The sequence below is a fragment of the Achromobacter sp. MUI-25009338 genome (assembly GCF_057359325.1).
The window spans coordinates 2,032,242-2,057,904 of record NZ_CM170627.1 but is presented as its reverse complement, the minus strand read 5'-3'; the positions used below and the strand labels follow the sequence as shown (position 1 = coordinate 2,057,904).

At 68.2% G+C, this 25,663-nt stretch carries 20 protein-coding genes; 3 read left to right on the top strand and 17 right to left on the bottom strand.

What is annotated here, in order from left to right; translation table 11 throughout:
- Positions 1-3: 3 nt before the first annotated feature.
- Positions 4-4,629: a hypothetical protein gene (locus AC1IQ6_RS09770; protein WP_485866236.1), complete on the top strand. Its 4,626-nt coding sequence runs from the start codon at positions 4-6 to the stop codon at positions 4,627-4,629.
- A 24-nt stretch (positions 4,630-4,653) separates the two neighbouring features.
- On the opposite strand, the gene AC1IQ6_RS09765 is transcribed toward AC1IQ6_RS09770, so the two are convergent.
- The 3 genes from AC1IQ6_RS09765 to aceA form a co-directional block, all read right to left on the bottom strand.
- On the bottom strand, positions 4,654-4,986 hold the full coding sequence (locus AC1IQ6_RS09765) for a helix-turn-helix domain-containing protein (RefSeq protein ID WP_102772355.1): 333 nt from the start codon (positions 4,984-4,986) through the stop codon (positions 4,654-4,656).
- Positions 4,983-5,195: a type II toxin-antitoxin system RelE/ParE family toxin gene (locus tag AC1IQ6_RS09760; protein ID WP_102772356.1), complete on the bottom strand. Its 213-nt coding sequence runs from the start codon at positions 5,193-5,195 to the stop codon at positions 4,983-4,985. Before AC1IQ6_RS09760 ends, AC1IQ6_RS09765 begins: the two co-directional genes overlap by 4 nt.
- Positions 5,196-5,443: 248 nt before the next feature.
- Positions 5,444-6,763, bottom strand: a complete 1,320-nt coding sequence (gene aceA, locus AC1IQ6_RS09755) for an isocitrate lyase (RefSeq protein WP_102772357.1) — start codon at positions 6,761-6,763, stop codon at positions 5,444-5,446.
- A 320-nt stretch (positions 6,764-7,083) separates the two neighbouring features.
- On the opposite strand from aceA, the gene queF reads away from it, so the two are divergent.
- Positions 7,084-7,908, top strand: coding sequence for an NADPH-dependent 7-cyano-7-deazaguanine reductase QueF (gene queF / locus AC1IQ6_RS09750; RefSeq protein WP_111824680.1), 825 nt, complete (start codon positions 7,084-7,086; stop codon positions 7,906-7,908).
- A gap of 24 nt (positions 7,909-7,932) precedes the next feature.
- Here the strand turns inward: queF and AC1IQ6_RS09745 are convergent, their stop codons facing one another.
- From AC1IQ6_RS09745 to AC1IQ6_RS09690, 12 genes are all read right to left on the bottom strand, one after another.
- A complete protein-coding gene (locus tag AC1IQ6_RS09745) occupies positions 7,933-8,934 on the bottom strand; it encodes a cytochrome-c peroxidase (protein WP_102772359.1) in 1,002 nt (333 codons plus the stop codon).
- Positions 8,935-9,044: 110 nt separating this feature from the next.
- Entirely contained in the window at positions 9,045-10,349 is a 1,305-nt protein-coding gene (locus tag AC1IQ6_RS09740) for an MFS transporter (RefSeq protein WP_485866235.1), read from the bottom strand.
- 130 nt (positions 10,350-10,479) lie between these two features.
- Entirely contained in the window at positions 10,480-11,052 is a 573-nt protein-coding gene (gene pgsA, locus AC1IQ6_RS09735) for a CDP-diacylglycerol--glycerol-3-phosphate 3-phosphatidyltransferase (protein WP_102772361.1), read from the bottom strand.
- A 195-nt stretch (positions 11,053-11,247) separates the two neighbouring features.
- Complete coding sequence (uvrC, locus tag AC1IQ6_RS09730; protein ID WP_102772362.1) at positions 11,248-13,074, bottom strand: excinuclease ABC subunit UvrC; 1,827 nt, start codon at positions 13,072-13,074, stop codon at positions 11,248-11,250.
- Positions 13,037-14,095, bottom strand: coding sequence for a beta-N-acetylhexosaminidase (gene nagZ, locus AC1IQ6_RS09725; protein ID WP_485866234.1), 1,059 nt, complete (start codon positions 14,093-14,095; stop codon positions 13,037-13,039). The genes uvrC and nagZ overlap by 38 nt, the downstream gene beginning before the upstream one ends.
- 51 nt (positions 14,096-14,146) lie before the next feature.
- Complete coding sequence (gene acpS / locus AC1IQ6_RS09720) at positions 14,147-14,572, bottom strand: holo-ACP synthase (protein ID WP_102772364.1); 426 nt, start codon at positions 14,570-14,572, stop codon at positions 14,147-14,149.
- Positions 14,573-14,585: 13 nt separating this feature from the next.
- Positions 14,586-15,326, bottom strand: coding sequence for a pyridoxine 5'-phosphate synthase (locus AC1IQ6_RS09715; protein ID WP_102772365.1), 741 nt, complete (start codon positions 15,324-15,326; stop codon positions 14,586-14,588).
- Positions 15,323-16,810, bottom strand: a complete 1,488-nt coding sequence (locus AC1IQ6_RS09710) for an efflux transporter outer membrane subunit (RefSeq protein ID WP_102772366.1) — start codon at positions 16,808-16,810, stop codon at positions 15,323-15,325. The genes AC1IQ6_RS09715 and AC1IQ6_RS09710 overlap by 4 nt, the downstream gene beginning before the upstream one ends.
- Positions 16,807-20,022 (bottom strand): multidrug efflux RND transporter permease subunit, encoded by a 3,216-nt coding sequence (locus AC1IQ6_RS09705; RefSeq protein ID WP_485866233.1) that lies wholly within the window; start codon positions 20,020-20,022, stop codon positions 16,807-16,809. The genes AC1IQ6_RS09710 and AC1IQ6_RS09705 overlap by 4 nt, the downstream gene beginning before the upstream one ends.
- Before the next feature lie 62 nt (positions 20,023-20,084).
- The gene (locus tag AC1IQ6_RS09700; protein WP_485866232.1) at positions 20,085-21,317 is read right to left on the bottom strand and encodes an efflux RND transporter periplasmic adaptor subunit; all 1,233 of its coding nucleotides are present in this window, start codon (positions 21,315-21,317) and stop codon (positions 20,085-20,087) included.
- A gap of 208 nt (positions 21,318-21,525) precedes the next feature.
- Positions 21,526-22,719 (bottom strand): DUF3734 domain-containing protein, encoded by a 1,194-nt coding sequence (locus AC1IQ6_RS09695; RefSeq protein WP_485866231.1) that lies wholly within the window; start codon positions 22,717-22,719, stop codon positions 21,526-21,528.
- A gap of 17 nt (positions 22,720-22,736) precedes the next feature.
- Positions 22,737-23,333 carry a DUF4136 domain-containing protein gene (locus AC1IQ6_RS09690; RefSeq protein ID WP_485866230.1) on the bottom strand — a complete coding sequence of 199 codons (597 nt, stop codon included), beginning with the start codon at positions 23,331-23,333 and terminating at the stop codon, positions 22,737-22,739.
- Between the two features lie 144 nt (positions 23,334-23,477).
- On the opposite strand from AC1IQ6_RS09690, the gene AC1IQ6_RS09685 reads away from it, so the two are divergent.
- Positions 23,478-24,272, top strand: a complete 795-nt coding sequence (locus tag AC1IQ6_RS09685; protein WP_111824671.1) for a TOBE domain-containing protein — start codon at positions 23,478-23,480, stop codon at positions 24,270-24,272.
- A 14-nt stretch (positions 24,273-24,286) separates the two neighbouring features.
- Here AC1IQ6_RS09685 and AC1IQ6_RS09680 read toward each other — a convergent pair whose 3' ends face one another.
- Together AC1IQ6_RS09680 and modB are read right to left on the bottom strand one after the other, a co-directional pair.
- Positions 24,287-24,973 (bottom strand): ATP-binding cassette domain-containing protein, encoded by a 687-nt coding sequence (locus AC1IQ6_RS09680; protein ID WP_111824670.1) that lies wholly within the window; start codon positions 24,971-24,973, stop codon positions 24,287-24,289.
- Positions 24,970-25,656, bottom strand: a complete 687-nt coding sequence (modB, locus tag AC1IQ6_RS09675) for a molybdate ABC transporter permease subunit (RefSeq protein WP_485866229.1) — start codon at positions 25,654-25,656, stop codon at positions 24,970-24,972. The genes AC1IQ6_RS09680 and modB overlap by 4 nt, the downstream gene beginning before the upstream one ends.
- Between the last annotated feature and the right edge of the window lie 7 nt (positions 25,657-25,663).

The following is a 25,663-nucleotide window of genomic DNA, read 5'->3' as shown; positions in this document are numbered from 1 at the left end:
TCCATGGCCAAGCAAACCATCGTCTGGACCGTGATCCCCCACGGCCGCGTGCCTGACGGCGCCGACGCCGGCCGGCTGCGCGTCTCCATCGTGGCCTCGCCCCGGCTGACGCCGGAATCCGAGGACGAACAGCGGCTGGGCGCCTACGCCGACTGGCGCAACTGGCCGCGCACGCTCGAGCGCCTGCGCTTCGGGCTCAATACCGGCGCCGAGGAAATCGAGCTGGAGCCGCAGCTGCAGGCCGACCCGGCGCTGTGGGACCGGCTGCTGCCCGCAGCCACGCCGGTCGCCGGCTTCGTGTTCCGCGACATGAGCACGGTGAATCTGTTTTCTTATTCGGTGGCCGCGCTGCTGGGGCTGGCGCGCAAGCACTACGGCCGGATGGCGGTGCTGGCCACCGGCACCCACCCCACTTTGCTGCCCTGGCGCGAGGCGCATCCCGTGCTGAAGGACATGCTGAGCGACTGCGGCACGCGCACCGCCATCCTGCCCATCGGCGACCGCCGCATCGAAGTGGCGCTACCCGGCTTCGGCCGCTTCTTCGACGATGGCGCCGAAGGCACGGAACGCGCGCTGCGCGCCCAGGTCTACGGCCCCGGCAGCATCTACCATGGCCGCGCCGCCGCCCCCGGCGCGGACCACGACGGCAACCCGCTGCCCGCCTCCGGCTTCGCGCTGCGTGCGCTGCCGACCCGCTGGAACGACGCGGCGCTCAACAACACCGACCAGCACCTGATGAAGCAATGGAATTCGCAGGCCGAGTACTCCCTGTATCAGGCCAACCGCTTTTACCGCCGCGAACCGCCCAGCATCGAACAGCAGAAAATACTCAGGCCCGACGGTTCCCCCACGCCGCCCGCCCCCGCGGCCCCGGACATGGATTTCCACGCCATCGTGGCCTCCTACGCCGACTATCCGGCGCTGCTGCGCCGGCTGGGCCTGGTCATCGACTGCCTGCTGCCGGCGGACTCGCCGCTTGAGCGGCAACTGGCCGCGGCCGGCGCGGCGCAGGGCCGCTTCTTCCTGGTCCTGCGCTGGCAGGACGCGCACGATCCCGCCGACGACGCCTGTCCCGCCACCGCCTGGGCCGCGGACCCCGAGCGCTTCGTCACGCGGCCGCGCAATCCCGACCACGAACGCGGCATGCTCAAGCTGCGCCGCGCCGACGACAGCTGGGACCTGTACGAGCCGCGCAGCCCGTTCGACGTCTACCAGGTCGACCCCGACGGCGCCGCCCTGAAAACCGTGGACTTCGTCCTGACCGCGCAGAACCTGATCGCCCGCAGCCTGGCGCTGGGCGCCGACGGCGCCGTGACCTACACCACCGGCGACAAGCAGGGGCTGGCCGCGCTGCGCTCCGGCGGCCTGGGCGTGGCGCGGCGCGGGCGCGCCTGGGAGGTGGCGCAGAACGCCGCGGCCGCGGCCCTGAAGAACGCCGCGCTCGGCGGCGCGCCGGGCAGCATCGTGCTCTACGCCGAAGACCTGCTGCGCGGCTACCGCGTCGACGTGCAGGCGCAGGGGCCGGGCGATCCCGAACCGTGGCGCTCGCTGTGCCTGCGCACCGGGGTCTACCGCTGCGCCGACGGCGGCCCGCCGCTGGAGCTGCCCGACGACGAAGGCTATGTGAAGGGCGCGTCCACCACCAGCGGCGGCGCGCAGCCCGACGACCACTACCTGCACGAATCGCTGTTCCGCTGGACCGGCTGGAGCCTGGTCGCGCCGCGCCCCGGGCGCACGCTGCGCGCGCGCGAAGATGCCGCCAGCGGCGTGCAGGGCGAGACGCCCGAAGACGTGCAGGACGCCGCGCCCGCCGGCGCGGGCAACGGCCTGGCGATCAGCTTCGCCGCGCGCAAGGGCAGCCTGCCGCGCCTGCGCTTCGGCATGTCTTACCGCCTGCGCGCGCGGCTGGTCGACCTGGCCGGCAACAGCCTGGCGCACGACGACCCCACGCTGGAGCGCGACGACAACGCCACCCGGCCGGTCGGCTACTGGCGTTTCGAACCGGTGGACCCGCCGGCGCTGCTGCACCGCGCCCGCGTCAGCGAAGGCGAATCGCTGGAGCGCATGGTGATCCGCAGCAACGCCGGCATGGACCCCGAAGCCTGGCTCGCCAGCCCCGACTTCAAGGCCGCGCGCCAGCAGTCCGGCCCCACCGATTTCGACGACACGCCCGCCAACGAACGCCACGTCGTGCCGCCCAAGGCCTCGCAGCTGCAATGCGAAACGCACGGCCTGTTCGACGCCATGATGGACAGCCCCGCCGGCATCAAGCAGGCCTATGCCATCGCCGCGCGCGACGCGGCCACGCTGTACGACGCCGGCCCCGGCACGCAGATCGAACTGGTCACGCCGCAGGCGCTGGCCGACGTCGCCACCACCGACGCCGTGCCGCCGCAGCTGCCCTCGCCCGAACATCCCGCCGGCGAACGCCTGGCCGCGGGCCAGTACGTCATCCACCGCGAGGCGCAGGTCAACACCCCCTATCTGCCCGACCCGGCGGCCGGCGGCTTCGCGCTGCGCGCGCAGCCCGGCCATACCCTGCCCGGCGTGACCGGCCCCAAGGCGCTGGGCCCCAGCGCCGCCATCGCGCAGACCCCGTCCCAGGAACTGGTGCTGCTGGTGCGCCACGCCGGCGCCTGGCCCGACACCCAGGGTTTCCGCATCGTGCTGCAGGAACGCAAGGCCACGCTGGACGACCCGCCTTGCGCGGAACGCTACGCCGACGACGGCGCGCCCACCTGGGACGAGGCCGCGCGCGTCCTCACCCTGTACCTGCCCAAGGGCCGCATCGCCCGGCTGCGCTACGCCAGCTTCGTCAATCCCGGCCTGATCGACGCCTTCGGCATCCCGGCCTGGGCCGGCGCCGAAGGCGAAAGCGCCGGACTGCGCCTGGCCGCCATGCTGGGCAGCTGCTGGATGGTCACGCCCTACCGCCCGCTGGTGCTGGTGCACGCCACCCAGCAGCCGATCTGCGATCCCGTGCTGCTGCTGCCCGGAGAACTGGCGCGCGATCCCGGTGCGCCCCACGTCGACCTGCAGGCCCGCGTCCGGCTGCATGGTCCCACCACCGGCAAGATCGAAATCGAAGCCGACTGGCACGAATGGGTCGACGACCTGGACAAGCCGCGCCCCGAACGCGTGGCCGGCCATGGCGTGCTGGCCGAGATCGCGCTGTCCGAGAACTATCCCAACCTCTTCAGCCTCAGCAACGCCGTGGCCGAACAACAGGCCGAAGGCGGCAAGCAGCGCGCGGCCGGCAACCGCCACGAATTCGGCGACACCCGCTACCGGCTGATCCGCTACCGCCTGCGCGCCGCCACCCGCTTTCGCGAATACCTGCCGCCGACGCTGTACGCCCAGCCCGACAAAGTCACGCGCCTGGGCCCCGTGGCCGACGGCCCCGTGGTCGAGACCGGCGCCGACGACGATCCCGGCGCGCCGCAGCAGGTGCGCGCCGGCACGGCGCAGAACACCGTCGTGCCCGCCAGCGCGCCGCCCGACGTCCCGCGCCTCATGTACGTGCTGCCCACCTTCCGTTGGGAAGAAACCCCGGGTCCGGGCACCCTGGACGTGACCCGCCTGGGCAACGGCCTGCGCGTCTGGCTCGAACGCCCCTGGTTCTCGTCCGGCGACGGCGAACTGCTGGGCGTCGTGATCGGCGGAGACGGCAGGAACTTCACCGACATCCCCGACAACCTGGTGCCGCTGGTCACGCAATGGGGCATGGACCCCTTGTGGGACACGGCCCAGCCCAAGCACCGCGCGCGCGCCTCGGACTTCCCCGCTCGCGTGGCCGACGAAGCCGTCCGGCTCCAGGAACTTCCCGCCAACGTCCACGTCGTCGGCCACCGCGTGCACTGGGACGAGGCCCGGGCCCGCTGGTACTGCGACATCGAACTCGACCCCGGGCGCACCTACATGCCCTTCGTGCGCCTGGCGCTGGCGCGCTACCAGCCCAACGCCATCGCCAGCGCCAAGCTCTCGCGCGTCGTGCTGGCCGAATTCTCCCAGCTGCTGCCGCGCCGCCGCGCCGTGTTCGAGCACAAGCGCGGCAAACTCGAATTCGAACTGCGCGGCGTGGTGCCGGCGCATGGACCGATGAAATTCCCGGTGGACTCGGAATACCTGGACATTTCATACATCCCCGGCATCGGCCAGACGCCCGAAAGCGGCCGCAACCGCATCGAACTGGTATTGCAGACCCGCGACCCGGCGCTGGAAAGCGACCTGGCCTGGACCGACGCCAAGGTGCTGGCCTCCGGCCTGCTCGATCCGTCCGGTCCCGCGCGTACGCCGGACAGGCCCGTCATCCCCGACCGCTGGCGCGACCTGCCGCTGCGGGAAGTCGCGACGCCGGCCGCCTTCAGCGAAGTCTTGCGATCCGGCGGCGGCGCCCTGCGCTTTCCGCCGGTGCTGGAAGGCCCGCTGCTGGGCGACCTGCTCGATCCCGTCATCTGGTCCACCAGCGTCGCGGTCCCGGACGCCGGCGGCAAGCCGACGCGTATCGCCGTGCGGGAGTATGAGCGGTATTACACGGACGCAAGCATCACGCAGCGGCGCGGCAATGCGCAGCACCAGCGGCGGATCGTGGAAGAGCGGCTGGTGTATGTGGCGTTTTTTGGGGTTTAGTCGCCTTTACCTGTCAAGCCCGCCTCAGCCTATCGCCAGCCGGACGGGCTTGCCGACGCGGCTCAGCATCTCGACCAGCGTGTCGATGGTGAACTTCGCCGTCTTCTTGTTCACCACGTCCGATACGCGCGGGCGCGACACCATCAGTATCCGCGCGGCCTCGGCCTGCTTCAGATGGTGCTGCTCGATCCAGTCGGCCAAGGCCGACATCAGTTGTTCCTTGAGCAGCTGCGTGTCATTGATCTGCTGTTTCGCCGCGGCCTGCAGGCGCGCGGCTTCCTCGGCCGGAAACCCCAGTTCCAGGAACAGGTTCGCGTCTGCTTTGGTGACGTGGCGGATTTTCGTGTCGACGTTCATATCCTGCCTCTTCTAGCATTCACCATGTCGCGGATTCGGATTTCCCGCGCTCCGGCGCCTATCGCATCGAAAGACTTCCAGGCGTCCGGCTCCAGCCCCGCCTGGACCAGGCTCAACTGGAAACCGGCATCTCGCCGCGGTTCGTCGGGGAATGCCACCAGATCTTCATAGGCGGACCCGACCCAACGAATTTCCTTCATGCATTGCATACGCGATCGCCGTATAAAATTTTATACATATTTTCTGGAGATCTCAAGGCCTGCCGCATTCCAGGAACGCAGGCCTGGTCAACTACGATGTGAAAATAGCGTATGGACGCCGCGCAATCCTGCGGTGCGTGAGCTTTTTACCCACCCTGATGTGCCGCCTGCCCCGCAGACAAAAAAAGGGTGCCCGCAGGCACCCAAATCCACCCTACAACAGCACTACAACCACATAACTTTCCAATAACGCTCCCTTACGCAGCCTTCTGAGCCTTGCCGTGCTCGAACTGGGCTTCCTCGGTCGAGCCCGTCAGCGCGGTGGTCGACGACTGTCCGCCCTCGATGGTCTGAGTGACGGCGTCGAAGTAGCCGGTGCCCACTTCGCGCTGGTGCTTGACGGCGGTGAAGCCCATTTCGGCCGCGGCGAATTCCTTTTGCTGCAGTTCGACGAAGGCGCTCATCTGGCGGCGGGCGTAGCCGTGGGCCAGTTCGAACATGCCGTAGTTCAGGGCGTGGAAGCCGGCCAGGGTGATGAACTGGAACTTGTAGCCCATGGCGCCCAGTTCGCGCTGGAACTTGGCGATGGTGCCGTCGTCCAGGTTCTTCTTCCAGTTGAACGAGGGCGAGCAGTTGTAGGCCAGCAGCTTGCCGGGGAACTGGCGGTGGATGGCCTCGGCGAACTTGCGGGCGTATTCCAGGTTGGGCGTCGAGGTTTCGCACCAGATCAGGTCCGCGTAGGGCGCATAGGCCAGGCCGCGCGAGATGGCCTGGTCGATGCCGGCGCGGGTGCGGAAGAAGCCTTCGACGGTGCGCTCGCCGGTGATGAAGGGACGGTCGTTCTCGTCCACGTCGCTGGTCACCAGGTCGGCGGCGTCGGCGTCGGTGCGGGCCAGCAGCACGGTGGGCGTGCCCATGGTGTCGGCGGCCAGGCGGGCCGAGACCAGCTTGGAGACGGCTTCGCGGGTGGGCACCAGGACCTTGCCGCCCATGTGGCCGCACTTCTTCACGGAGGCGAGCTGGTCTTCGAAGTGCACCCCGGCGGCGCCGGCCTCGATCATGGCCTTCATCAGCTCGAAGGCGTTGAGCACGCCGCCGAAGCCGGCTTCGGCGTCGGCCACGATGGGCGCGAAGAAGTCGATGTAGCCCTCGTCGCCCGGGTTCTTGCCTTCCATCCACTGGATCTGGTCGCAGCGGGTGAGCGAGTTATTGATGCGGCGCACGACCTGCGGCACCGAATTCGCGGGGTACAGGGACTGGTCGGGGTACATTTCGCCGGCCAGGTTGGCGTCGCCGGCGACCTGCCAGCCGGACAGGTAGATGGCCTTCAGGCCGGCCTTGACCTGTTGCATGGCCTGGTTGCCGGTCAGGGCGCCCAGCGAATTGACGAAGGGCTCGCTGTGCAGGAGTTCCCACAGGCGGGTCGAACCGCGGCGGGCCAGCGTGTGCTCCACGGCGACGGAGCCGCGCAGGCGGATCACGTCTTCGGCGCTGTAGTCGCGCTTGATGCCTTGCCAGCGGGAATTCTCGGCCCAATCCTTCTGCAGATTGCGGATTTCGGTTTCGCGGTTGCTCATGGTGATGCTCCTGGTCAGTGATGGGAAAGACTTCTGGATTCGGGGTCCTGCATTGCTTGAATCGTTGGAGAAAGTCTAAGCCCGTGCTGCAGAGCAAGGTAGGCATATGTCTTATACAAGACAAAAAATATTATTCAATATAATCAATAAGTTATAAACTCAATTTCGTATCACGAAACGCAATTGTCATCTGTGAAATGCACTGACGCTGCTGCGCAGCAGGCACTTTCACATGGCGAGGGTTACATTTCACGATGCGAAAAACAAGGCGCCGCGGAGCGCCTAAAATACGCCCATTCCCCTGCTTTCCAGATACCGCCATGACCTTGTCCCACGGTCCGCTCGGCCAGAGCGTGTCCTACGTCTCGCAATACGATCCGACGCTGCTGTTTCCCATCGCGCGCTCGCACAACCGCGCCGCCCTGAACCTGGCCGACGGCAAGCTGCCGTTCAAGGGCGTGGACCTGTGGAACGCCTATGAGCTGTCGTGGCTGGACGCCAAGGGCAAGCCGCGCATCGCCATGGCCACGTTCTCGGTGCCGGCCGACAGCCCCAACATCATCGAGTCCAAGTCGTTCAAGCTATACCTGAATTCGTTCAACCAGACCCGGCTGGTCAATTCGGCCGCCTTGCGCGGCCGCCTGGAGCGCGACCTCAGCGCCGCGGCCGGCGCGCCGGTCGGGCTGGACTTCTTCCTGCCGCAGCGCTTTTCCGAATTGCGGATGGGCGAGCTGGACGGGATCTATATCGACAAGCTGGACATCGAGATCGACACGTACGAGCCGGCGCCCGAGCTGCTGCGCACGCGCGCCGGCGATCCGGTCGAGGAAACGCTGGCTTCGCGCCTGCTCAAGTCGAACTGCCCGGTGACCGGCCAGCCCGACTGGGCCAGCGTGCAGATCCGCTACCGCGGCGCGCCCATAGACCGCGAGTCGCTGCTGCGCTATATCGTGTCGTTCCGCCAGCATGCGGAATTCCATGAACATTGCGTGGAACGGATTTTCACCGACATCATGCAGGCCTGCCGGCCCGAGCAGCTGACCGTGTATGCGCGCTACACGCGCCGCGGCGGGCTGGACATCAATCCGTGGCGCAGCAATTTCGAGGCGGCGCCGCCGGCGGACCTGCGCACGGTCCGCCAGTAGCGCCGCCCTGCCCCAGCCCGGGCCTTACTTCACGAAGGGCTCGGGCCGCGGGGTGTCATCGGCCGACGGCGGCAGTATCGGGTACTGGATCGCCGGCTGGTCGCCGGTCAGCGTCTTCAGGAAGGCCACGATCTGCCCGTTCTCGTCGGGCGTGAAGGTGCGGCCCAGCTGGAGCCGGCCCATGATGTCCACGGCTTCGGTCAGCGTGGCGGCCTCGCCGTCATGGAAGTACGGATAGGTCAGCGCCACGTTGCGCAGCGTGGGCACCTTGAAGTTGAAGCGGTCGGCGTCCTTGCCGGTCACCGCCGCCCTGCCCTCGGCCTTGTTCTCGGTCTGATATGGCATGACCAGGCCCATCTTCTGGAACGAGTTGCCGCCCACCGCCACGCCGTTGTGGCAGGCGACGCAGCCGCTGTTCTTGAAGAGTTCGTAGCCGGCCAGCTCGCGCACGGTCAGCGCCTTCTTGTCGCCGCGCAGCCATTGGTCGAAGCGCGAGTTGGGCGTGACCAGGGTTTCCTCGAACGCGGCCAGCGCGCCGGTCACTTCCTCGATGGTGATGCCGTCCTTGCCGAAGACCTGCTTGAATTCGGCGCGGTAGCCGGGAATCGAGCTCAGCACCTGGATGGCCAGTTCGTGCGTGGACGCCATTTCCATGGGGTTGGCGATGGGGCCGCCGGCCTGCTCGCGCAGGTCCTTGGCGCGGCCGTCCCAGAACTGCGCGATGTTCAGACTGGAATTGAGCACGGTGGGCGAATTGATCCCGCCCTTCTGCCACTGGTGGCCGATGGAGGCCTTGAGGTTGTCCGAACCGCCCATGCCCAGGTTGTGGCAGGAATTGCAGGAAATCGCGCCGGACCGCGACAGGCGCGGATCGAAGAACAGTTTCTTGCCGAGTTCGACCTTGGCGGGGTCCTTGACGACGGCGGGTTCCACCGGCTGTATCGGTTCCTGCGAGGCCGCCGAAGCCAGGGCGTTCCAGCCGCCCAAGGCGATCCCCGCTGCCAGCAACACGCTTGCCTTCTTCATTTGCTTCTCCTGGGTAATGACCTTTATGACTACAAGGTCATTACATCAGGCTGAAGCCGGGCGGGCTTTGCGTCGTGTCAAGAGGCGGCCGGCGGGCGCCGGCCGTGCGCTCAGGGGCGCGCCACCGCTCCGCCGGCGGCGGCGGGTTCGGCGCGGCGCGCCTGCACCGCGATCCACTGCGCCAGCAGGGCCGCGGCCGCGAACGCCACGCCGGCGCCGACCCACGGGCCCTGGCGCAGGCCGGCGTCGAGCAGCAGGCCGAAGGCCAACGGCCCCAGGGCCGAGCCCACGTCCATGCCGGAATAGACCAGGCCGTAGACCGAGCCGGTGGCGCCCTTGGGCGTGACGCGGCGGATCAGCATGTCGCGCGAAGGCGCGGCCACGCCGGAGCAGAAACCGGCCAGGCCCACCACGGGCGCGGCCAGCACGGCCGGCACCAGGCCCAGCGCCAGCACCACCAGCGTCAGGCCCGCCAGGATCAGCGCCACCATTACCGTGCGCTCGGTGCGCGGATTGGCCGACACCAGAAAGCCGCCCGCGGCCATGCCGACGGCCGAAGCCACCATATAGCCCGACAGCGCCGAGCTGGCGGCGACCTTGGACAAGTCGTACAACTGGCCCAGCAGCGGGATGGTGTAGTTCTGCACCGAGGACAGCGCGATGGAGGTGCAGGCGAAGAACAGGAACGCGCCCCACAGCGCCGGCTTGGACAGCAGCGTGGCCAGCGTGGTCAGCACGCCTTCCTGCGGCTTGGGCGAGGTCTTGCCGGCGGCGGGCTTCGGTTCGGCCTCGCCCTGTTCGGCCTGCGGCAAGGGGCCGCCGAGCAGGTCGCGTCCCAGCACGGTCAGCAGCAGCACCAGCGCGACCAGGCCGGCCGCGCTGTAGGCCGCGACGCGCCAGTCGGCCAGCAGCGTGATGGTGGTCATGAACACCGGCGTCAGCGCCCAGCCCAGGTTGCCGGTCAGCCCGTGCGTGGAAAACGCGTGGCCCAGCCGCGGCGCGGTGATGCGGTGATTGATGATGGAATAGTCGGCCGGATGGAATACCGAGTTGCCGACGCCGCCCACGACGGCGGCCGCGACCAGCATGGCGTAGCCCGTGGCCGAACCGATCAGCAGCCCCGACAGCACGAAGCAGGCCAGCCCGAACCACAGCACCGGCCGCGCGCCGACCCGGTCGACCACGAAGCCCGAGGAGGCCTGGCCGATGCCCGACACCACGTAGAAGGTGGAAACCAGCAGCCCCAGGCGGGCGAAGTCCAGCCCGAATTCATTGCCCAGCGAAACGTACAGCGAGGGCAGCACCAGCTGGAAAAAGTGCGAGGAGGCATGGGCCACCCCGATCAGCAGAATGATTTTCCAGTCGCGCCGGCGGACGGCGGCGTCCACGGCCAGGGTATTCGCAGCGGTATTCATCGCAAAAGGCCGCCGATAGCGGCAAAGTGCGCAGCGCCCGGGGCGCCGCGCGGGTTGTCTCCGGCCGACGTCCGGCATGGGCCCGGCGTCGGATTCTGGTTGAGGTTCAGGGCCGTGACGGGCCCGGCCGCTACATGGCCTTTTCGCGGATCGCGGGCCAGGCGCGCTGCAGGTAATACAGCATAGACCAAACGGTCAGGACCGCGGCGATGACGATCAGCACGTCGCCCAGCAGCTTGGCGTCGATGCCGTAGATCGGCTGGTTGTACAGCAGACAGGGAATCGCCACCATCTGCGCGGCGGTCTTGAACTTGCCCAGGCGGTGCACCGCCACGCTGGCGCTGGCGCCGATCTTGGCCATCCATTCGCGCAGCGCGGAAATGGTGATTTCCCGGCCGATGATGATGAGCGAGATGAAGGCGTCCACCCGGCTCAGGTCCAGCAGCACGATCAGCGCGGCGCAGACCATGAGCTTGTCGGCCACCGGGTCCAGGAAGGCGCCGAACGCGGAAGTCTGGTTCCAGCGGCGGGCCAGCCAGCCGTCGAACCAGTCGGTCAGGGCCGCGATGATGAAGGCCCAGGCCGCGAGCGTATCGCGCGTGGGCACGGACATCCAGCTATCGGGCAGGTAGAACAGCCCGACCACCAGCGGGATCATGGCGATACGCAGCCATGTCAGGATAATGGGTACGTTAATTGGCATAGTGTCCGTATGCTAACCCGGATGGCCCCCCCCCGAAGCGCCTGCGGCGCTTCCCCCCCAGGGGGGCGCCGCTACAGACCGGCGGAGCCGGATCTGTGCGGCCTGGATTGTGGGGCGGCGGTTGCTTGCGGGGGGTGGGGTTCTTTGGTTAATTCCTGGCTTGGAAGTGTGGCACGGGAAGATTAATGCGGGGCTTCAGCGCAAGGCTTCATAGATTCTTATCGCTAGGTCGTAGGAGATGCCGTCTACCGAGGCCAGGTCTTCTATGCTGGCCGACGCCACGCCGGAGAAGCCGCCGAAGCGGGCCAGCAGGCGCTGGCGGCGGCGGGCGCCTACGCCTTCTATTTCTTCCAGGCGCGAGACGTTGCGCGCCTTGGCGCGGCGCGCGCGCATGCCGGTGATGGCGAAGCGGTGGGCTTCGTCGCGGACCTGGGCGATCAGCATCAGGGCCGCGGATTCGCCGCCCAGGGCGACGGGCGGGCGTTCGTCGGCGAAGACCAGGGTTTCCAGGCCGACCTTGCGACCCTCGCCCTTGGCCACGCCCACCAGGGTCTGGATGTCCAGGCCCAGTTCCGCGAACACCTTGCGCGCCACCTCGACCTGGCCCTTGCCGCCGTCGATCAGCACCAGGCCGGGCATCGGCGCCTCGCCGTCGGCGACCTTGGCGAAGCGGCGGGTCAGCACCTGGCGCATGGCGGCGTAGTCGTCGCCCGGCGTGATGCCGGCGATGTTGTAGCGGCGGTACAGCGAGGGCTGCATGTCGTGGTGCTCGAACACCACGCAGGAGGCCTGCGTCGCTTCGCCGGCGGTATGGCTGATGTCGAAGCACTCGATGCGCAGCGCGTCCAGCGCGGCTTCGTCGGTGTCCAGGTCCAGCGCCTCGGCCAGCGCCAGCGTGCGGGCCGCGCGCGCGCCGGATTCGGTGAGCGCGCGCGCCAGGGCCATCTCGGCGTTCTTGCCGGCCTGCTCCAGCCAGGCGCGGCGCGTGCCTTGCGGCCGGGTCAGCACCCTGGCGGGCCGTCCGCCGGCCTGCTCGACCAGCAGTTCGATCAGGCCGGCGTCCGGCAGCGCGTGCGAACACACCAGCACGGGCGGCATGACGTTGTCGGTGTAGTGCTGGGCCACGAAGGCCTCCAGCACCTGGGGCGCGGCCTCCCCCTCGGCATGCGAGGGAAAGAAAGGCTTGTCGCCCAGGTGGCGGCCGCCGCGCACCATCGCGAGATTCACGCAGACCTTGCCGCCGGCGATGGCCACCGCGATGATGTCGGTGTCCTCGCCGCTGACGTTTTCCATGGTCTGCTGGTGCAGCACGCGCGCCAGCGACCCCATCTGGTCGCGCAGCGCCGCGGCCTCCTCGAAGCGCAGTTCGCTGGAGGCCTGCAGCATGCGGCTTTCGATCTCGCCCATCACGTCCTTGGCTTCGCCGTTCAGGAAGCGCACGGCGCGCTGCACGTCGCGTTCGTATTCCGCGGCCTCGATCGCGCCCACGCAGGGCGCCGAGCAGCGACCGATCTGGTGCAGCAGGCAGGGCCGCGAACGATTGGCGAAAACCGTGTCCTCGCAGGTGCGCAGGCGGAAGACTTTCTGCAGGATCTGTATGGTTTCGCGCACCGCCCAGGCGTTGGGGAACGGGCCGAAAAACTGGCCGCGCTTGTTGGTGGCGCCTCGGTAGTAGGCGATGCGCGGCCAAGCATGGCCGGTGATCAGCAGGTACGGATACGACTTGTCATCGCGAAACAGGATGTTGTAGCGCGGCTTCAGGCTCTTGATGAGGTTGTTTTCCAGGATCAGCGCCTCGGCCTCCGAGCGCGTGACGGTGACCTCCAGCCGCGCCACCTTCGCCACCATCTGGGCGATGCGCGGGCTGGCCAGGTTCTTCTGGAAATACGACGAGACGCGCTTTTTCAGGTCGCGCGCCTTGCCGACATACATGACCTCCCCGGCCGCATCCAGGTGCCGGTACACGCCCGGCAGATGCGGCAGGTCAGCCAGGAACGATTTGAGATTGAAGTCGTCGGGCATTCTGGTAACGGGTTTCGGCCTGCAGGGCGTCCCAGTCCGGCGCCGCGTAGCGCGGCATCAGGCGGCGGATCCGAGCCACGGATTCGGGCGGATGCTCGAATTCCAGGCGCGCCAGCAGATCGTCGGCCAGGTCGGGCCGGTTGCACACCAGCACCATATCGCAGCCGGCGCCCAGCGCGGCCTGGGCGCGGGCCAGGATGTCGCCGGCCACCGCGGCGCCTTCCATGGTCAGGTCGTCGGAGAACACCACGCCATCATAGGCCAGGCGCTTGCGCAGAATGTCCTGCACCCAGCGCCGCGAAAAGCCGGCCGGCTGGGAATCGACCTTGGGATAGATCACGTGGGCGGGCATCACCGAGGGCAGCACGGCGTCGCCCAGCCAGGCGTACGGCGCGGCGTCCTCTTCCAGGATGCGTTCCAGCGGGCGTTCGTCCACGGGAATCTCGTGGTGCGAATCGGCCTCGACGAACCCGTGGCCGGGGAAATGCTTGCCGCAGGCCGACATGCCGGCCAGCAGCAGGCCCTGGATCAGCGCGCGCGAGAGCATGGTCACCACGCGCGGATCGCGGTGGAAGGCGCGGTTGCCGATCACCTTGCTCACGCCGTAGTCCAGGTCCAGCACCGGCGTGAAGCTCATGTCCACGCCGCAGGCGCGCAGCTCGGCGGCCAGCACGTAGCCGGCCTCGGTCGCCAGGCGCATGGCCATGAGCGGGTCGCGTTCCCACAGCGCGCCCAGCTCGCGCATCGGCGGCAGCGGCGTGAAGCCGTCCTCGCGGAAGCGCTGCACGCGCCCGCCCTCGTGGTCCACCAGGATCAGCAGCGGTTCCTTGCGGGCCTTGTGGATCTGGCGGGTCAGCTTGGTGAGCTGGCGGCGGTTCTCGAAATTGCGCGCGAACAGGATCACGCCGCCCACCAGCGGGTGGCGCAGGCGCTGCTTTTCTTCCTTGGTCAGCGAGTAGCCCGCCACGTCGACCATCACGGGGCCGGGCGGCAGCGCCTTGCTGGATTTTTTCTTGGCCATGTCAGGCTGTCCTTCTGTCTGTGTCCGGCAAGCCGGCCGGCGAAGCCGGAATCAGGGCTTGCGTTCGACCACCACGTAGGCGGCGGCCATGTCGGATTCGTCGGTAATGGAAACATGGGCGGCGCCGAAGCGCTGCGCATACCAGTCCTGCAATTCGGGCGCGATCACCAGCACCGGACGTCCGCCGGGCGCGTTCAGCGTCTGCACGCGCCGCCAGGTCATGGGCATGCGCATGCCCAGGCCGATCGCCTTGGAAAACGCTTCCTTGGCCGCGAAACGCGTGGCCAGAAAGCGCAGGCCGCGCGCCGGATCGCGCGCGCGGCGGGCGTGGAATTTCTGCAATTCCTCGGCGCCCAGGATTTTTTCGGCGAAGCGGTCGCCGTGGCGCGCCAGCGCGCGCTCGATGCGGTCGATGCGCAGCAGGTCCATGCCGATGCCGGCGATGGCGCCTGCGGGAGCGGGAACGGGAGCAGCCATGCGAAGCCGGGGCTCAGCGCCCGCGCAGCGCCTGCAGGCGGGCCTGCACCATCAGCGCCTTCATGTCGCGCACGGCCTTCTCCCAGCCGTCGAACACCGCCTGCGCCACGATGGCGTGGCCGATATTGAGCTCGGAGATGCCGTCCAGCGCGGCCACCGGCGCGACGTTGCCGTAGTGCAGGCCGTGGCCGGCGTTCACGCGCAGGCCGTGGCGCAGCCCCTCGGCCAGCGCCACGCGCAGGCGTTGCAGCTCGGCCTCGGCGGCCTGGCCTTCGGCTTCGGCGTAGGCGCCGGTATGCAGTTCGATCACCGGCGCGCCGGCCTTGGCCGCGGCCTCGATCTGGACCGGGTCCGGATCGATGAAAAGCGAGACGCGGATGCCGGCTTCGGAGAGCAGCGCCACGGCGTCGGACACCGGGCCCAGGGCGCCGGCCACTTCCAGCCCGCCCTCGGTGGTGAGCTCGGTGCGCTTTTCGGGCACCAGGCAGACGTCGTCGGGCTTGACCGCGCAGGCGATCTCCAGCATTTCGGGCGTGACCGCGCATTCCAGGTTCATGCGCGTGCGCAGCTGCGGCCGGATGGCGTAGACGTCGGCGTCCTGGATGTGGCGCCGGTCTTCGCGCAGATGCAGCGTGATCAGGTCGGCGCCGGCGTCCTCGGCGCGCAGCGCGGCGGCCACCGGGTCGGGATAGGCCGTGTGGCGCTGCTGCCGCAGCGTGGCGACGTGATCGATGTTTACACCAAGTTCTATCATTGCACTTTCGTCGTTGCTTCCCAGCCGCCGCCCAGGGCCTTGTACAGTTCCACGCGGTTGATCAGCGCCGCAAGGCCGGTCTGGACCAGCGCGAGCTGGGCATTGAAAAAGTCCACCTGCGCGGTCTGCACCTGCAGGTAGCTGTCGATACCATTGGTATAGCGCAGATTCGACAGTTCCAGGGTGCGCGCCGACGCGGTCTGCAACGCGCGCTGGGCGTCGAGCTGGGCGGAATAGGTGGCCTCGCCCGCCAGCGCGTCCGAGACTTCGCGGAACGCCTGCTGGATGGTCTGCTCGTACTGCGCCACGGCGATATTGTCGCGCGCCTTGGCCAGGTTCAGCCCTTCGCGGATGCTGCCGCCGGCGAACAGCGGCGTGGTGATCGAGGGCGAGAAGCTCCAGTACCCCTGCCCGCCCTTGAACAGATCGCCCAGCGACGGGCTGGCCACGCCCAGCAGGCCGGTCAGCGAGATGGTCGGGAAGAACGCCGCGCGCGCCGCGCCGATATTGGCGTTGGCGGCCTTCAGCTGGTTCTCCGCGGCGACGATGTCGGGGCGGCGCTCCAGCAGGTCGGACGGCAGGCCGGCCGGCACCGTGGCCAGCAGCTGGTCGCGGCCGAACGTGGCCGGCGCCGGCAGGTCCTGCGGCAGCGGCGTGCCCACCAGCAGCACCAGGGCGTTGGTCGCCTGGGCCTGGGCGCGCGCCAGCTGCGCCAGGTCGGCCGAGGCCGAATCCAGCAGCGACTTGGACTGGTTCAGGTCCAGTTCCGAGGCCACGCCGCCGTCGAAGCGGCGCTTGACCAGGTCATAGGACTCCTGGCGCGAGGCCAGCGTGCGCTGCGTCAGGTCCAGCTGGACCTCGGCGGCGCGCAGGTTGAAATACGACTGGGCGACCGCGCCCACCAGCGTGATGTGCACGCTTTTCTGCGCCTGTTCGGTCGACAGGTATTGCTGATAGGCGGCCTCGGACAGGTTGCGCAGGCGGCCGAACAGGTCGATCTCGAAGGTCGTCAGGCCGATGCCGGCCTGGTAGGAGCTGCTGATCGAGCCGGCGCCCGGCATGCGCATGTTTTCGGGCAGGTGCTGGCGCTGGCCCTGGATGCCGGCGCCGATGCTGGGCCATTGCGCGCCGCGCTGGATGCCGTACTGGGCGCGGGCTTCTTCGACGCGCTGCACCGCCACGCGCAGGTCGCGGTTGTTGACCAGCGCCAGTTCGATCAGGCTTTGCAGGCGCGGATCGCGGAAGAAGTCGCGCCAGCCCAGGTCGGCCGCGGGCGTGCCGTCCTGCGGCATCACCCCGGTCGACGGCTGGGTGCCCAGCGTGGTGGGCTTGGCGTAGCCGCCGTACTGCACCTTGGGCTGGTCGGGCCACAGGCCCGACACCGGGGGATCGGGACGCTTGTAGTCGGGCGCCAGCGAGCAGCCGGCCAACGCCACCGCCACGCAGGCGGACAAGGCGGTCTGTCTGAACTTCAGGGCCATCATTGCTTGCCCTCCGGGCCACCATTGGGTTGTGCGGGTTCCTGCGCGGACTCGCCGGCAGCCTTCCTGGCGGCCTGCTCTTCCTCGAAGGCGCGCAGTTCGGCGCCCAGCAGGCGCGGGCGGGTCTTGAACAGGCCCAGCACCACCACGAAGAAGGTCGGCACGAAAATCACGGCGAACGGCGTGGCGGCGAGCATGCCGCCCAGCACGCCCAGGCCCACCGCGCGCTGGCTGGCCGCGCCCGCGCCGGTCGCCATCGCCAGCGGGACCACGCCCAGGATGAAGGCCAGCGAGGTCATCAGGATGGGGCGGAAACGCAGCCTGGCGGCTTCCACCGCGGACTCGTACAGCCCCATGCCGCGGGCGTACTGGTCCTTGGCGAACTCCACGATCAGGATGGCGTTCTTGGCCGCCAGGCCGATCACGGTCACCATGCCCACCTGGAAGTACACGTCGTTGGACATGCCCAGCGCGCTTATCAGCGCCACGGCGCCCAGCATGCCCAGCGGCACCACCAGCACCACCGACAGCGGGATCGCCCAGCTTTCATACAGCGCCGCCAGCACCAGGAACACGACCAGCAGCGACAGGCCCATCAGGATGGGGGCCTGGTTGCCGGCCTGGCGTTCCTGGTAGGACAGGCCGTTCCACTCGAAGCCGAAGCCCTGCGGCAGCAGCCCGACCAGGCGTTCCATCTCGGCCATGGCCTCGCCGGTGGTGTAGCCCGGCGCCGCGTCGCCGCTGATGCGCATGGACTCGTAGCTGTTGTAGCGCACCACCTGCACCGGACCCTGCTGCCATTCGGCCTTGACGAAGGTCGACAGCGGCACCATGCCGCCCTGGGCGTTGCGCGCGTTGAGCTGCAGCACGTCGTTGAGCTGCATGCGGTACGGCGCGTCGGCCTGCACCCAGATGTTCTGCATCCGGCCCATGTTGGGGAACTTGCTCAGGTAGGCCGAGCCCACCGCCGTGGAGATCAGCGAGGCGGCCTCGTTGAAGTCCACGCCCAGCGCGGCCGCCTTGTCGCGGTCGATCGTCAGGTTCAGCTGCGTGCCGGCGCCCAGGCCGGTGATGCGCACCTGCGACAGCACCGGGCTCTTCATGGCCTCGCCCATCAGCTGGCCGGTGGCCGCGGCCAGCGCGGCCGAGCCCGCCGCCGCGCGGTCCTGCAGGCGGAAGTCGAAGCCGGTGGCGTTGCCCAGCGACGAGATGGCCGGCGGCACCAGGGTGAACACCTGCGCGTCGTGGATGCCCATCAGCTGCGTCTCGAAGGCCTTGAACGCGATCGCGCCGGCGGAATCCTGGCGCTCCTTGCGCTCGGCGAAGTCCTTGAGCGTGACGAAGGCGATGGCGGCGTTCAGGCCGTTGCCGTTGAAGCTGTAGCCCTGCACCGCGATCACGTTCTCGACGGCCGGCACCTCGGAGAAGTATTTCTCGACCTGTTCGATCACCTCGACCGTGCGGTTGGCCGTGGCGCCGGTGGGCAGCTCGATGTTGCTGACCACGTAGCCCTGGTCTTCCTCGGGCAGGAAGGACGAAGGCAGGCGCAGGTACAGCCAGCCCAGCAGCACCACCAGCAGCGCGAACACCAGCATCATGCGCCCGCCGCGGTGCAGGATGCGCGACACCCAGTTCTGGTAGCCGTGGGTGGTGGCGTCGAACTTGCGGTTGAACCAGCCGAAGAAACCCTTCTTCTCGTTGTGGTGGCCCTTGGGCACCGGCTTGAGAATGGTGGCGCACAGCGCCGGCGTGAAGGTCAGCGCCAAAAGCGCCGAGAAGAAGATCGACACGGCCATGGCCACGGAGAACTGGCGGTAGATCACGCCCACCGAACCGCTCATGAAGGCCAGCGGCAGGAACACGGTCACCAGCACCAACGTGATGCCGATAATGGCCCCGCTGATCTGCGGCATGGCTTTCTTGGTCGCTTCCTTGGGCGGCAGCCCTTCGGTCGCCATGATCCGCTCGACGTTCTCGACCACCACGATGGCGTCGTCCACCAGAATGCCGATGGCCAGCACCATCGCGAACATGGTCAGCACGTTGATGGAGAAGCCCAGCGCCAGCATCACCGCGAACGCCCCCAGCATGGCCACCGGCACCACCAGCGCCGGGATCAGGGTGTAGCGCACGTTCTGCAGGAACAGGTACATCACCAGGAACACCAGCACCATGGCCTCGACCAGGGTGTGGACCACCTGCTCGATGGACACCTTCACGTAGGGCGCGGTGTCGTACGGGATGGAATAGGTGATGTTGCCGGGGAAGTACTTCGACAGTTCTTCCATCTGCTGGCGCACGCCCTGCGCGGTGGCCAGCGCGTTGGCGTCCGGCGACAGCACGATGGCGAAGGCCGCCGTGGGCTTGCCGTTCAGGCGGGCGCCGAACTGGTAGTTGTCGGCGCCGACCTCGATGCGGGCGACGTCGCGCAGCAGCACCTTGGAGCCGTCGGTGTTGGCGCGCAGCACGATCTGGCCGAAGCCCTCGACCGTGCTCAGCTGGCCGTTGGCCGTGACCGTGGCGGTGATGCGCTGCGAATCCGGATTGGGCGGCGCGCCGATGCTGCCGCCCGAAATCACCACGTTCTGGCTGGCGATGGCCTGGTTGACCTGCGACATGCTCAGGTTGAAGCCCACCAGCTTGGCCGGGTCCACCCAGACGCGCATGGCGCGCGGGGCGGCGAACAGCTGGAACTGGCCCACGCCGGGCACGCGCGACACCGGGTTCTTGATGTTGCGGGTGATGTAGTCGGCCAGCGCGGTCTGGTCCAGCGAACCGTCGGTGGACGACACCGCCGCCACCATCAGGAAGCCCGTGCTGGTCTGCTCGTATTGCAGGCCCTGCTGCTGCACGGCGGTCGGCAGCTGCGCGACCACGTTGGACACGCGGTTCTGCACGTCCACCTGCGCGAGGTCGGGGTTGGTGCCGGGCCGGAAGGTGGCGGTGATGGTCGAAGTGCCGTACGAGTCGCTGACCGACTCGTAGTAGATCAGGCCCTTGGCGCCGTTGAGCTGGTCCTCGATGATACTGGTGACCTGCTCGGCCACTTCGTTGGCCGAGGCGCCCGGATAGGTGGCCGTGATGGTGATCGCCGGCGGCGCCACGTCCGGATACTGCGAAACCGGCATGTTCGGGATGGCCAGTATCCCGGCCAGCAGGATGAACAGGGCGACTACCCAGGCGAAAATCGGTCTATCGATAAAAAATTGCGGCATGTGGGCTGACTCTGAAAGCGATGCTCACGAAAGAGGAACGCGGCGCAAGCGCCGCGTGCCGCTTAAGATTTCTGGCCTGCGGGCTCGGCCGGCTTGGCTTCGGGCTTGGCTTCCGGCGCTGCGGCGGGCTGGGCGCCCGGCGCGGGCGCCGCGCCCTGCTGCTTGGTCCAGGGGCTGGCCTTGACCGGCGCGCCCGGGCGGACCTTCTGGAAGCCTTCCACGACCACCACGTCGCCGGCCTTCAGGCCGCTGGTGACGACCCATTGGTTCTTGATGGCGCCGCCGGTGGTCACCGGCACCTGCTCGATCTTGTTGTCCTTGACCAGCATCAGGCTCTGCATGCCGTCGGCCGTGCGCTGCAGCGACTGCTGCGGCACCATCAGCGCCTTGTCGTCGACGCCCTGCTCCAGGCGCACGCGCACGTACATGCCGGGCAGCAGGATGCCGTCGGGGTTGGGCACTTCGGCGCGCAGGTTGACCTGGCCGGTGGACGGGTCCACGGTGATGCCGGTGAACAGCAGCTTGCCGGGATGGTCGTACTCGGTGCCGTCTTCCAGCACGATGGTGGCGCGCGCCATGTCCTTGCCGACCTGCTGCAGCTTGCCGCTGGCGAAGGCGCGGCGCAGCGACGCCAGTTCCGCGGTGGACTGGGTGAAGTCCACGTAGATCGGGTCGAGCTGCTGCACGATGGCCATCTGCGTGGCGGACGTGGCCTCGACCAGCGCGCCCTCGGTGACCAGCGGCTTGCCGATGCGGCCCGTGATGGGCGAGGTGACGTCGGTGTAGCCCAGGTTGATGGCGGCATTGTCCTGCGCCGCCTTGGCAGCGGCGACCGCGGCGTCGGCCTGGCGGTACGAAGCCACGGCGTTGTCGTATTCCTGCTTGCTGACGGCGTTGGCCTTGACCAGCGGCGCGTAGCGGTCGGCCAGCAGCTTGGCGCTGAACAGGTTGGCCTGCGCCTGCTTGAGCTGCGCGGTGGCCTGATCGTAGGCGGCCTTGTAGGGCGCCGGGTCGATCTTGAACAGCAGCTGGTTTTCCTTGACGTCGCCGCCCTGCTCGAAGGTGATCTTCTGCACGATGCCGGTGACCCGCGAACGGATCTGCGCATCGCGCACGGCGTCGACCCGGCCCGGCAGCTCCGACACGATGGGCGCGCGCTGCGGCTGGATCGTGATGACGCTTACCTGCGGCATGCCTGGATTCATCTGCGGCTTTTCGCCGCAACCCGCCAATATCAGCGCGAGGACGCCGCCCGAAAAAGCCAGCCTCGAAACACGTTTAGGCGAAAACCGCATTGAAACCCCCGCGTAGGTATCCGTAGTCGCGACAAGCAAGCGCGTTATTTTTCCGCGACTTTTGCCCGCGGTCAAAATAACGCATTCGTCATCAAGGTGTTTGAATAGCCCGTTAATGTAACTCAGTTATCGGGGAAACCACGGATTTTCATCTCGCAAAATCGCCCGCGCGCGCCGGTTTGCGGCATGGAATCAACAATCTGCGCCCTCAGGTGCGCGTGCCATTGCGGTGTATGTCGTGGGTCACGAAGCAGCTGTTCTCGGTGGGCCGGTCCAGGATGCCGGGCTTGGCGAGGGTATGGCGTATATCGGCCAGCCCCGCTTCCCAGTGCTCGCGCATGGCCTCGGTGCCGAATTCATAATCCTTGGAAAATCGCTCTTCGTGCTTGGATTCGTATATCAAGTTGACGATATTGGTGGCCGGCGTATGCGAGAGCTTGCGCAATTCCGCCAGGTCGGCGGCGTTGCGCTCGGCCTCGGGCAGGCGCTCGAGCAGCCGCTGCAGCCCGTGGCGCAGTTTCAGCACGCGCCGCAGCTGGTCGGTGACCAGGCGGGTCCGGCTCGAATACTGGATGTCCTTCTGGCGCTCGGCCACGTCTTCCAGCGAGGCCGGCAAATTGCCGCGCGCCGGCCATAGATCGACCTGGAACGCCAGGGTGTCGCGCATGGTGTCGGTGGTCAGCACCTGCGCCAGCGGCGTATTCGAGACAAGGCCGCCGTCCCAATAATGCTGGCCGTCGATTTCGACCGCCGGAAAACCCGGCGGCAAGGCGCCCGAGGCCATGATGTGCTCGGGTTCCAGCTTGTGCTTGAGGCTGTCGAAATAGGCGAAGTTGCCGCTGCGCACGTTGACCGCGCCGAAGCTGGCGCGCACCGCCCCGCTGTTGACCAGATCGAAATCCACGAATTGCCGCAACGTCGCGGCCAGCGGCGTGGTGTCGTAGAAACTGGTGGAGGCCGCGCCCTGCCCGCGCACCAGATACGGCGGCGGCACGCGCGGCTTGAAAAACCCCGGCTGCCCGGAGAACAGGGCCTGCATCGCCGATATCTGCCCGTTGAGCACCGGCGAGCCGAAGCCGAACGGCACGCCGGCGAACATCTGCGCCAGCGTCTCGCCCCAGGGCAGCGCGGCGAAACCGGCCGGGCGGCAGATGCTTTCCCAGAAGCCGCGCAGCCGCTCCACGCGCTCGTCCTCGGGCGAGCCGGCGATGATGGCCGCATTGATGGAACCGATGGAGATCCCCGAGATCCAGTTGGGCCGGATGCCCGCCTCGTGCAGCCCCTCGTAGACCCCGGCCTGGTAGGCGCCGAGAGCGCCGCCGCCCTGCAGCACCAGGGCGACGACTTCGTAGGGCGGCGTATCGCCGGTGTTCCTGGACTGTGCCTTGCGGCGTGCGCTCATGCGGGAATTCCTTGCTGCTAGGGTTTGCTCTGCTTGTCCGGCACCTGGGGCGCGGCCACGCCGGCGCGGAACGGATACTTGGCGAAGATCTCGGCGACGACCTGGTCCACCTTCTGGGTGGAGCCGGTGCTGTCCGGGTCCTGCACCTCTCCCACCGCCACGCCTTCCCACACCAGCTGCCTGCGGCGCGCGTCGACCAGGTCGATGTTCAGGGTGCCCTCAGTATATTGATAGACGTCCTCGCCCCAGCCGTAGCCGGGCCAGCCGCCGTAGAAGCCCGCGCGGTAGCCGTAGTACGGCCCCATCGGGGCGGCCGGGGTGACCTGCGTCTTCTGCTGCATCTTGGCGCCGAAGTTGACCAGCAGGTCGGGACTGGAGGCGCTATAGGTGTAGCCGCGCATCTCCATCTGGCTGCGCGTAGCGTTCTTGAGCCGCTCGGTCAGCAGCGTGCTGTAGCCGGCCCGGTCTGTGCCCAGCGGCGTCATGAAACCGAACGTGCGGTACTGGGCGAAATCGGCCTGGTGGTCGTAGTCGCCTTTCACCGTGGGGCCCGAGGCGCAGGCCGCCAACAACCCCGTCATGGAACCCGCCGCCAGCCATTTCAACGCTTTCATGTCGTTTTCTCCGAGAGCCCAAGGCGCAAACATAGTGCCGCGAAGCCCGCGAAATATCAACAGAATCTCATTCTCACCGTGCCCGCGCGGCGCGCCGTCCAGTACACTCTGCGCCTGTTTACACACCGCACAGGCCCGCTACCGATGTTGGAACTCGACGGCTCGATCTGGTTTCGTTCCGGCGCCCAGACCTGGGGCGGAAAAAACCGCATAGACCTGCTGGCGCAGATCGACGCCACCGGCTCGATCACCAACGCCGCGCGCGCCGTGGGCATGAGCTACAAGGGCGCCTGGGACGCCATCGACGCCATGAACAACCTGGCCGGCGAACCGCTGGTGATCCGCGCGGCCGGCGGCAAGGGCGGCGGCGGCACCCGCCTCACCGACCGCGCCCGCCGCCTGATCGCGACCTTCCGGGCGCTGGAGGCGGAACACCGCAAGTTCATGGAAAACCTGACCCGCGCCGGCCTGGACGCCAGCGGCGACATCGACCTCATGAGGCGCTTCATGCTCAAGACCAGCGCGCGCAACAAGCTGTTGGGCACCGTCATCCAGGTGCGCGCCGGCGCCGTCAACGACGAGATCGTGCTGCGCATCGCCGGCGGCCAGGCCATCACCGCCACCATCACCCGCGAAAGCACGCAGGAACTGGACCTGGCCGTGGGCAAGGAGGCGATCGCGCTGATCAAGGCCTCGTCGGTCATCGTCGGCGCGCCCGGACCGGGCCTGCGCCTGTCGGCGCGCAACCAGCTGCCGGGCACGATCTCGGCGCTGCATCCGGGCGCGGTCAACAGCGAGATCCTGATTGCGCTGGAGGGCGGGGTCACGCTGGCGGCCATCGTCACCAACGAAAGCGCCAAGGACCTGGGGCTGGACGTCGGCGCGGACGCGGTGGCGATCTTCAAGGCTTCGAGCGTGATTCTCGGGGTGCTGGATTAAAGCGGTCCGGGAGATTACACGCCCACGTCCCCGTCATAGCGGCGCACGCTGCCCTCGCGCACTTCGAACACTTCGTCGGCCAGGGCGTCCACGTCGGCGGGGTCGTGCGTGATCAGCAGCATGGGCACGTCCAGCTGGCGCTGCAAGGCGTTGAGCTCCAGCCGCATTTTGCCGCGCAGCTGCGCGTCCAGGGCCGAGAACGGTTCGTCCAGCAGCAGGATGTCCGGCTGCAGCATCAGGGCGCGCGCCAGCGCCACGCGCTGCTTCTGGCCGCCGGAGATCTCGGCGGGATAACTGCCTACGATGGCGCCCAGTTCGAACGCTTCCACCCAGCGGCGCGCCTGCGGGCCGACCTCGCGTCTGGGCGGGTTGAGCCAGCCGCGGCGCAGTCCGAACGCGATGTTCTGCGCCACGGTCAGGTGGGGAAACAACGCGTAGTCCTGGAACAGATAGGCCACGCGGCGCGACTGCGCCGGCAGGCAGATGCCGGCCGCGGCGTCGTACAGCACGCGGCCATTGATCTCGATGCGCCCGGCGTCCGGGCGCAGCAGGCCGGCCACCGCGCGCAGCGTCAGGCTCTTGCCGGCGCCGGACGGGCCGAACAGCGCGATGCGCTTGGCCGAGGAATCGAAGGCCACGTCCAGCGAAAAACGCCGTTCGCCCGACTGCATCTGCTTGCGCACCTGGATGCTGACGCTCATCGCGCGCCCTCCTCGCGCCGCCCGCCGGCCAGCGGCACCAGCCTGCCGGCCAGCAGCAGCACCACGATGCAGGTCGCGGAAGTCACCAGCACCAGCAGGTTGGCGGTGGCGTCGTCGCCGGCCTGCACCGCTTCGTAGATCGCCACCGACAGAGTCTGGGTGCGTCCGGGCAGGTTGCCGGCGATCATCAGCGTGGCGCCGAATTCGCCCAGCGCGCGGGCGAACGCCAGCAACACGCCGGCGGCGATGCCGCGCGCGGCCAAGGGCAGCGTGACGCGGAAGAACACGCCCGCTTCGCACACGCCCAGCACGCGCGCCGCGTTCTCCAGCTGGTCGTCCACGTTCTCGAAGGCGGCGCGGGCCGACTTGAACACCAGCGGAAAAGCCACCACGGACGCGGCGATCACCGCGCCCTGCCAGGTGAATACCAGCTCTATGTCCCAGCCGGCCAGCGTCTCGCCGATGACGCCGCGCCGGCCCAGCAACACCAGCAGGTAATAGCCCAGCACCGTGGGCGGCAGCACCAGCGGCAAGGTGAAGATGGCGTCCAGCAGGTCGCGGCCCGGCCAGCGCCAGCGCGACAGCGCATAGGCCGCGGCCGTGCCGGACACGGCGGCCAATAGCGTTGCCCAGCCCGCCACTTTCAGGGAAAGCAGCAGCGGGACCCAAACCGGATCAGTCATCGGCGCC

What these genes read in the sequence shown, in the direction of transcription:
- queF (WP_111824680.1), top strand. Translation starts at nt 7,084, where the DNA reads ATGACCTTGTCCCACGGTCCGCTCGGCCAGAGCGTGTCCTACGTCTCG.
- uvrC (WP_102772362.1), bottom strand. Translation starts at nt 13,074, where the DNA reads ATGCCCGACGACTTCAATCTCAAATCGTTCCTGGCTGACCTGCCGCAT.
- AC1IQ6_RS09760 (WP_102772356.1), bottom strand. Translation starts at nt 5,195, where the DNA reads ATGCAATGCATGAAGGAAATTCGTTGGGTCGGGTCCGCCTATGAAGAT.
- AC1IQ6_RS09690 (WP_485866230.1), bottom strand. Translation starts at nt 23,333, where the DNA reads ATGAAAGCGTTGAAATGGCTGGCGGCGGGTTCCATGACGGGGTTGTTG.
- AC1IQ6_RS09685 (WP_111824671.1), top strand. Translation starts at nt 23,478, where the DNA reads ATGTTGGAACTCGACGGCTCGATCTGGTTTCGTTCCGGCGCCCAGACC.
- AC1IQ6_RS09740 (WP_485866235.1), bottom strand. Translation starts at nt 10,349, where the DNA reads ATGAATACCGCTGCGAATACCCTGGCCGTGGACGCCGCCGTCCGCCGG.
- AC1IQ6_RS09695 (WP_485866231.1), bottom strand. Translation starts at nt 22,719, where the DNA reads ATGAGCGCACGCCGCAAGGCACAGTCCAGGAACACCGGCGATACGCCG.
- AC1IQ6_RS09770 (WP_485866236.1), top strand. Translation starts at nt 4, where the DNA reads ATGGCCAAGCAAACCATCGTCTGGACCGTGATCCCCCACGGCCGCGTG.
- nagZ (WP_485866234.1), bottom strand. Translation starts at nt 14,095, where the DNA reads ATGGCCAAGAAAAAATCCAGCAAGGCGCTGCCGCCCGGCCCCGTGATG.
- AC1IQ6_RS09680 (WP_111824670.1), bottom strand. Translation starts at nt 24,973, where the DNA reads ATGAGCGTCAGCATCCAGGTGCGCAAGCAGATGCAGTCGGGCGAACGG.
- AC1IQ6_RS09745 (WP_102772359.1), bottom strand. Translation starts at nt 8,934, where the DNA reads ATGAAGAAGGCAAGCGTGTTGCTGGCAGCGGGGATCGCCTTGGGCGGC.
- AC1IQ6_RS09765 (WP_102772355.1), bottom strand. Translation starts at nt 4,986, where the DNA reads ATGAACGTCGACACGAAAATCCGCCACGTCACCAAAGCAGACGCGAAC.
- acpS (WP_102772364.1), bottom strand. Translation starts at nt 14,572, where the DNA reads ATGGCTGCTCCCGTTCCCGCTCCCGCAGGCGCCATCGCCGGCATCGGC.
- modB (WP_485866229.1), bottom strand. Translation starts at nt 25,656, where the DNA reads ATGACTGATCCGGTTTGGGTCCCGCTGCTGCTTTCCCTGAAAGTGGCG.
- pgsA (WP_102772361.1), bottom strand. Translation starts at nt 11,052, where the DNA reads ATGCCAATTAACGTACCCATTATCCTGACATGGCTGCGTATCGCCATG.
- AC1IQ6_RS09700 (WP_485866232.1), bottom strand. Translation starts at nt 21,317, where the DNA reads ATGCGGTTTTCGCCTAAACGTGTTTCGAGGCTGGCTTTTTCGGGCGGC.
- AC1IQ6_RS09705 (WP_485866233.1), bottom strand. Translation starts at nt 20,022, where the DNA reads ATGCCGCAATTTTTTATCGATAGACCGATTTTCGCCTGGGTAGTCGCC.
- aceA (WP_102772357.1), bottom strand. Translation starts at nt 6,763, where the DNA reads ATGAGCAACCGCGAAACCGAAATCCGCAATCTGCAGAAGGATTGGGCC.
- AC1IQ6_RS09715 (WP_102772365.1), bottom strand. Translation starts at nt 15,326, where the DNA reads ATGATAGAACTTGGTGTAAACATCGATCACGTCGCCACGCTGCGGCAG.
- AC1IQ6_RS09710 (WP_102772366.1), bottom strand. Translation starts at nt 16,810, where the DNA reads ATGATGGCCCTGAAGTTCAGACAGACCGCCTTGTCCGCCTGCGTGGCG.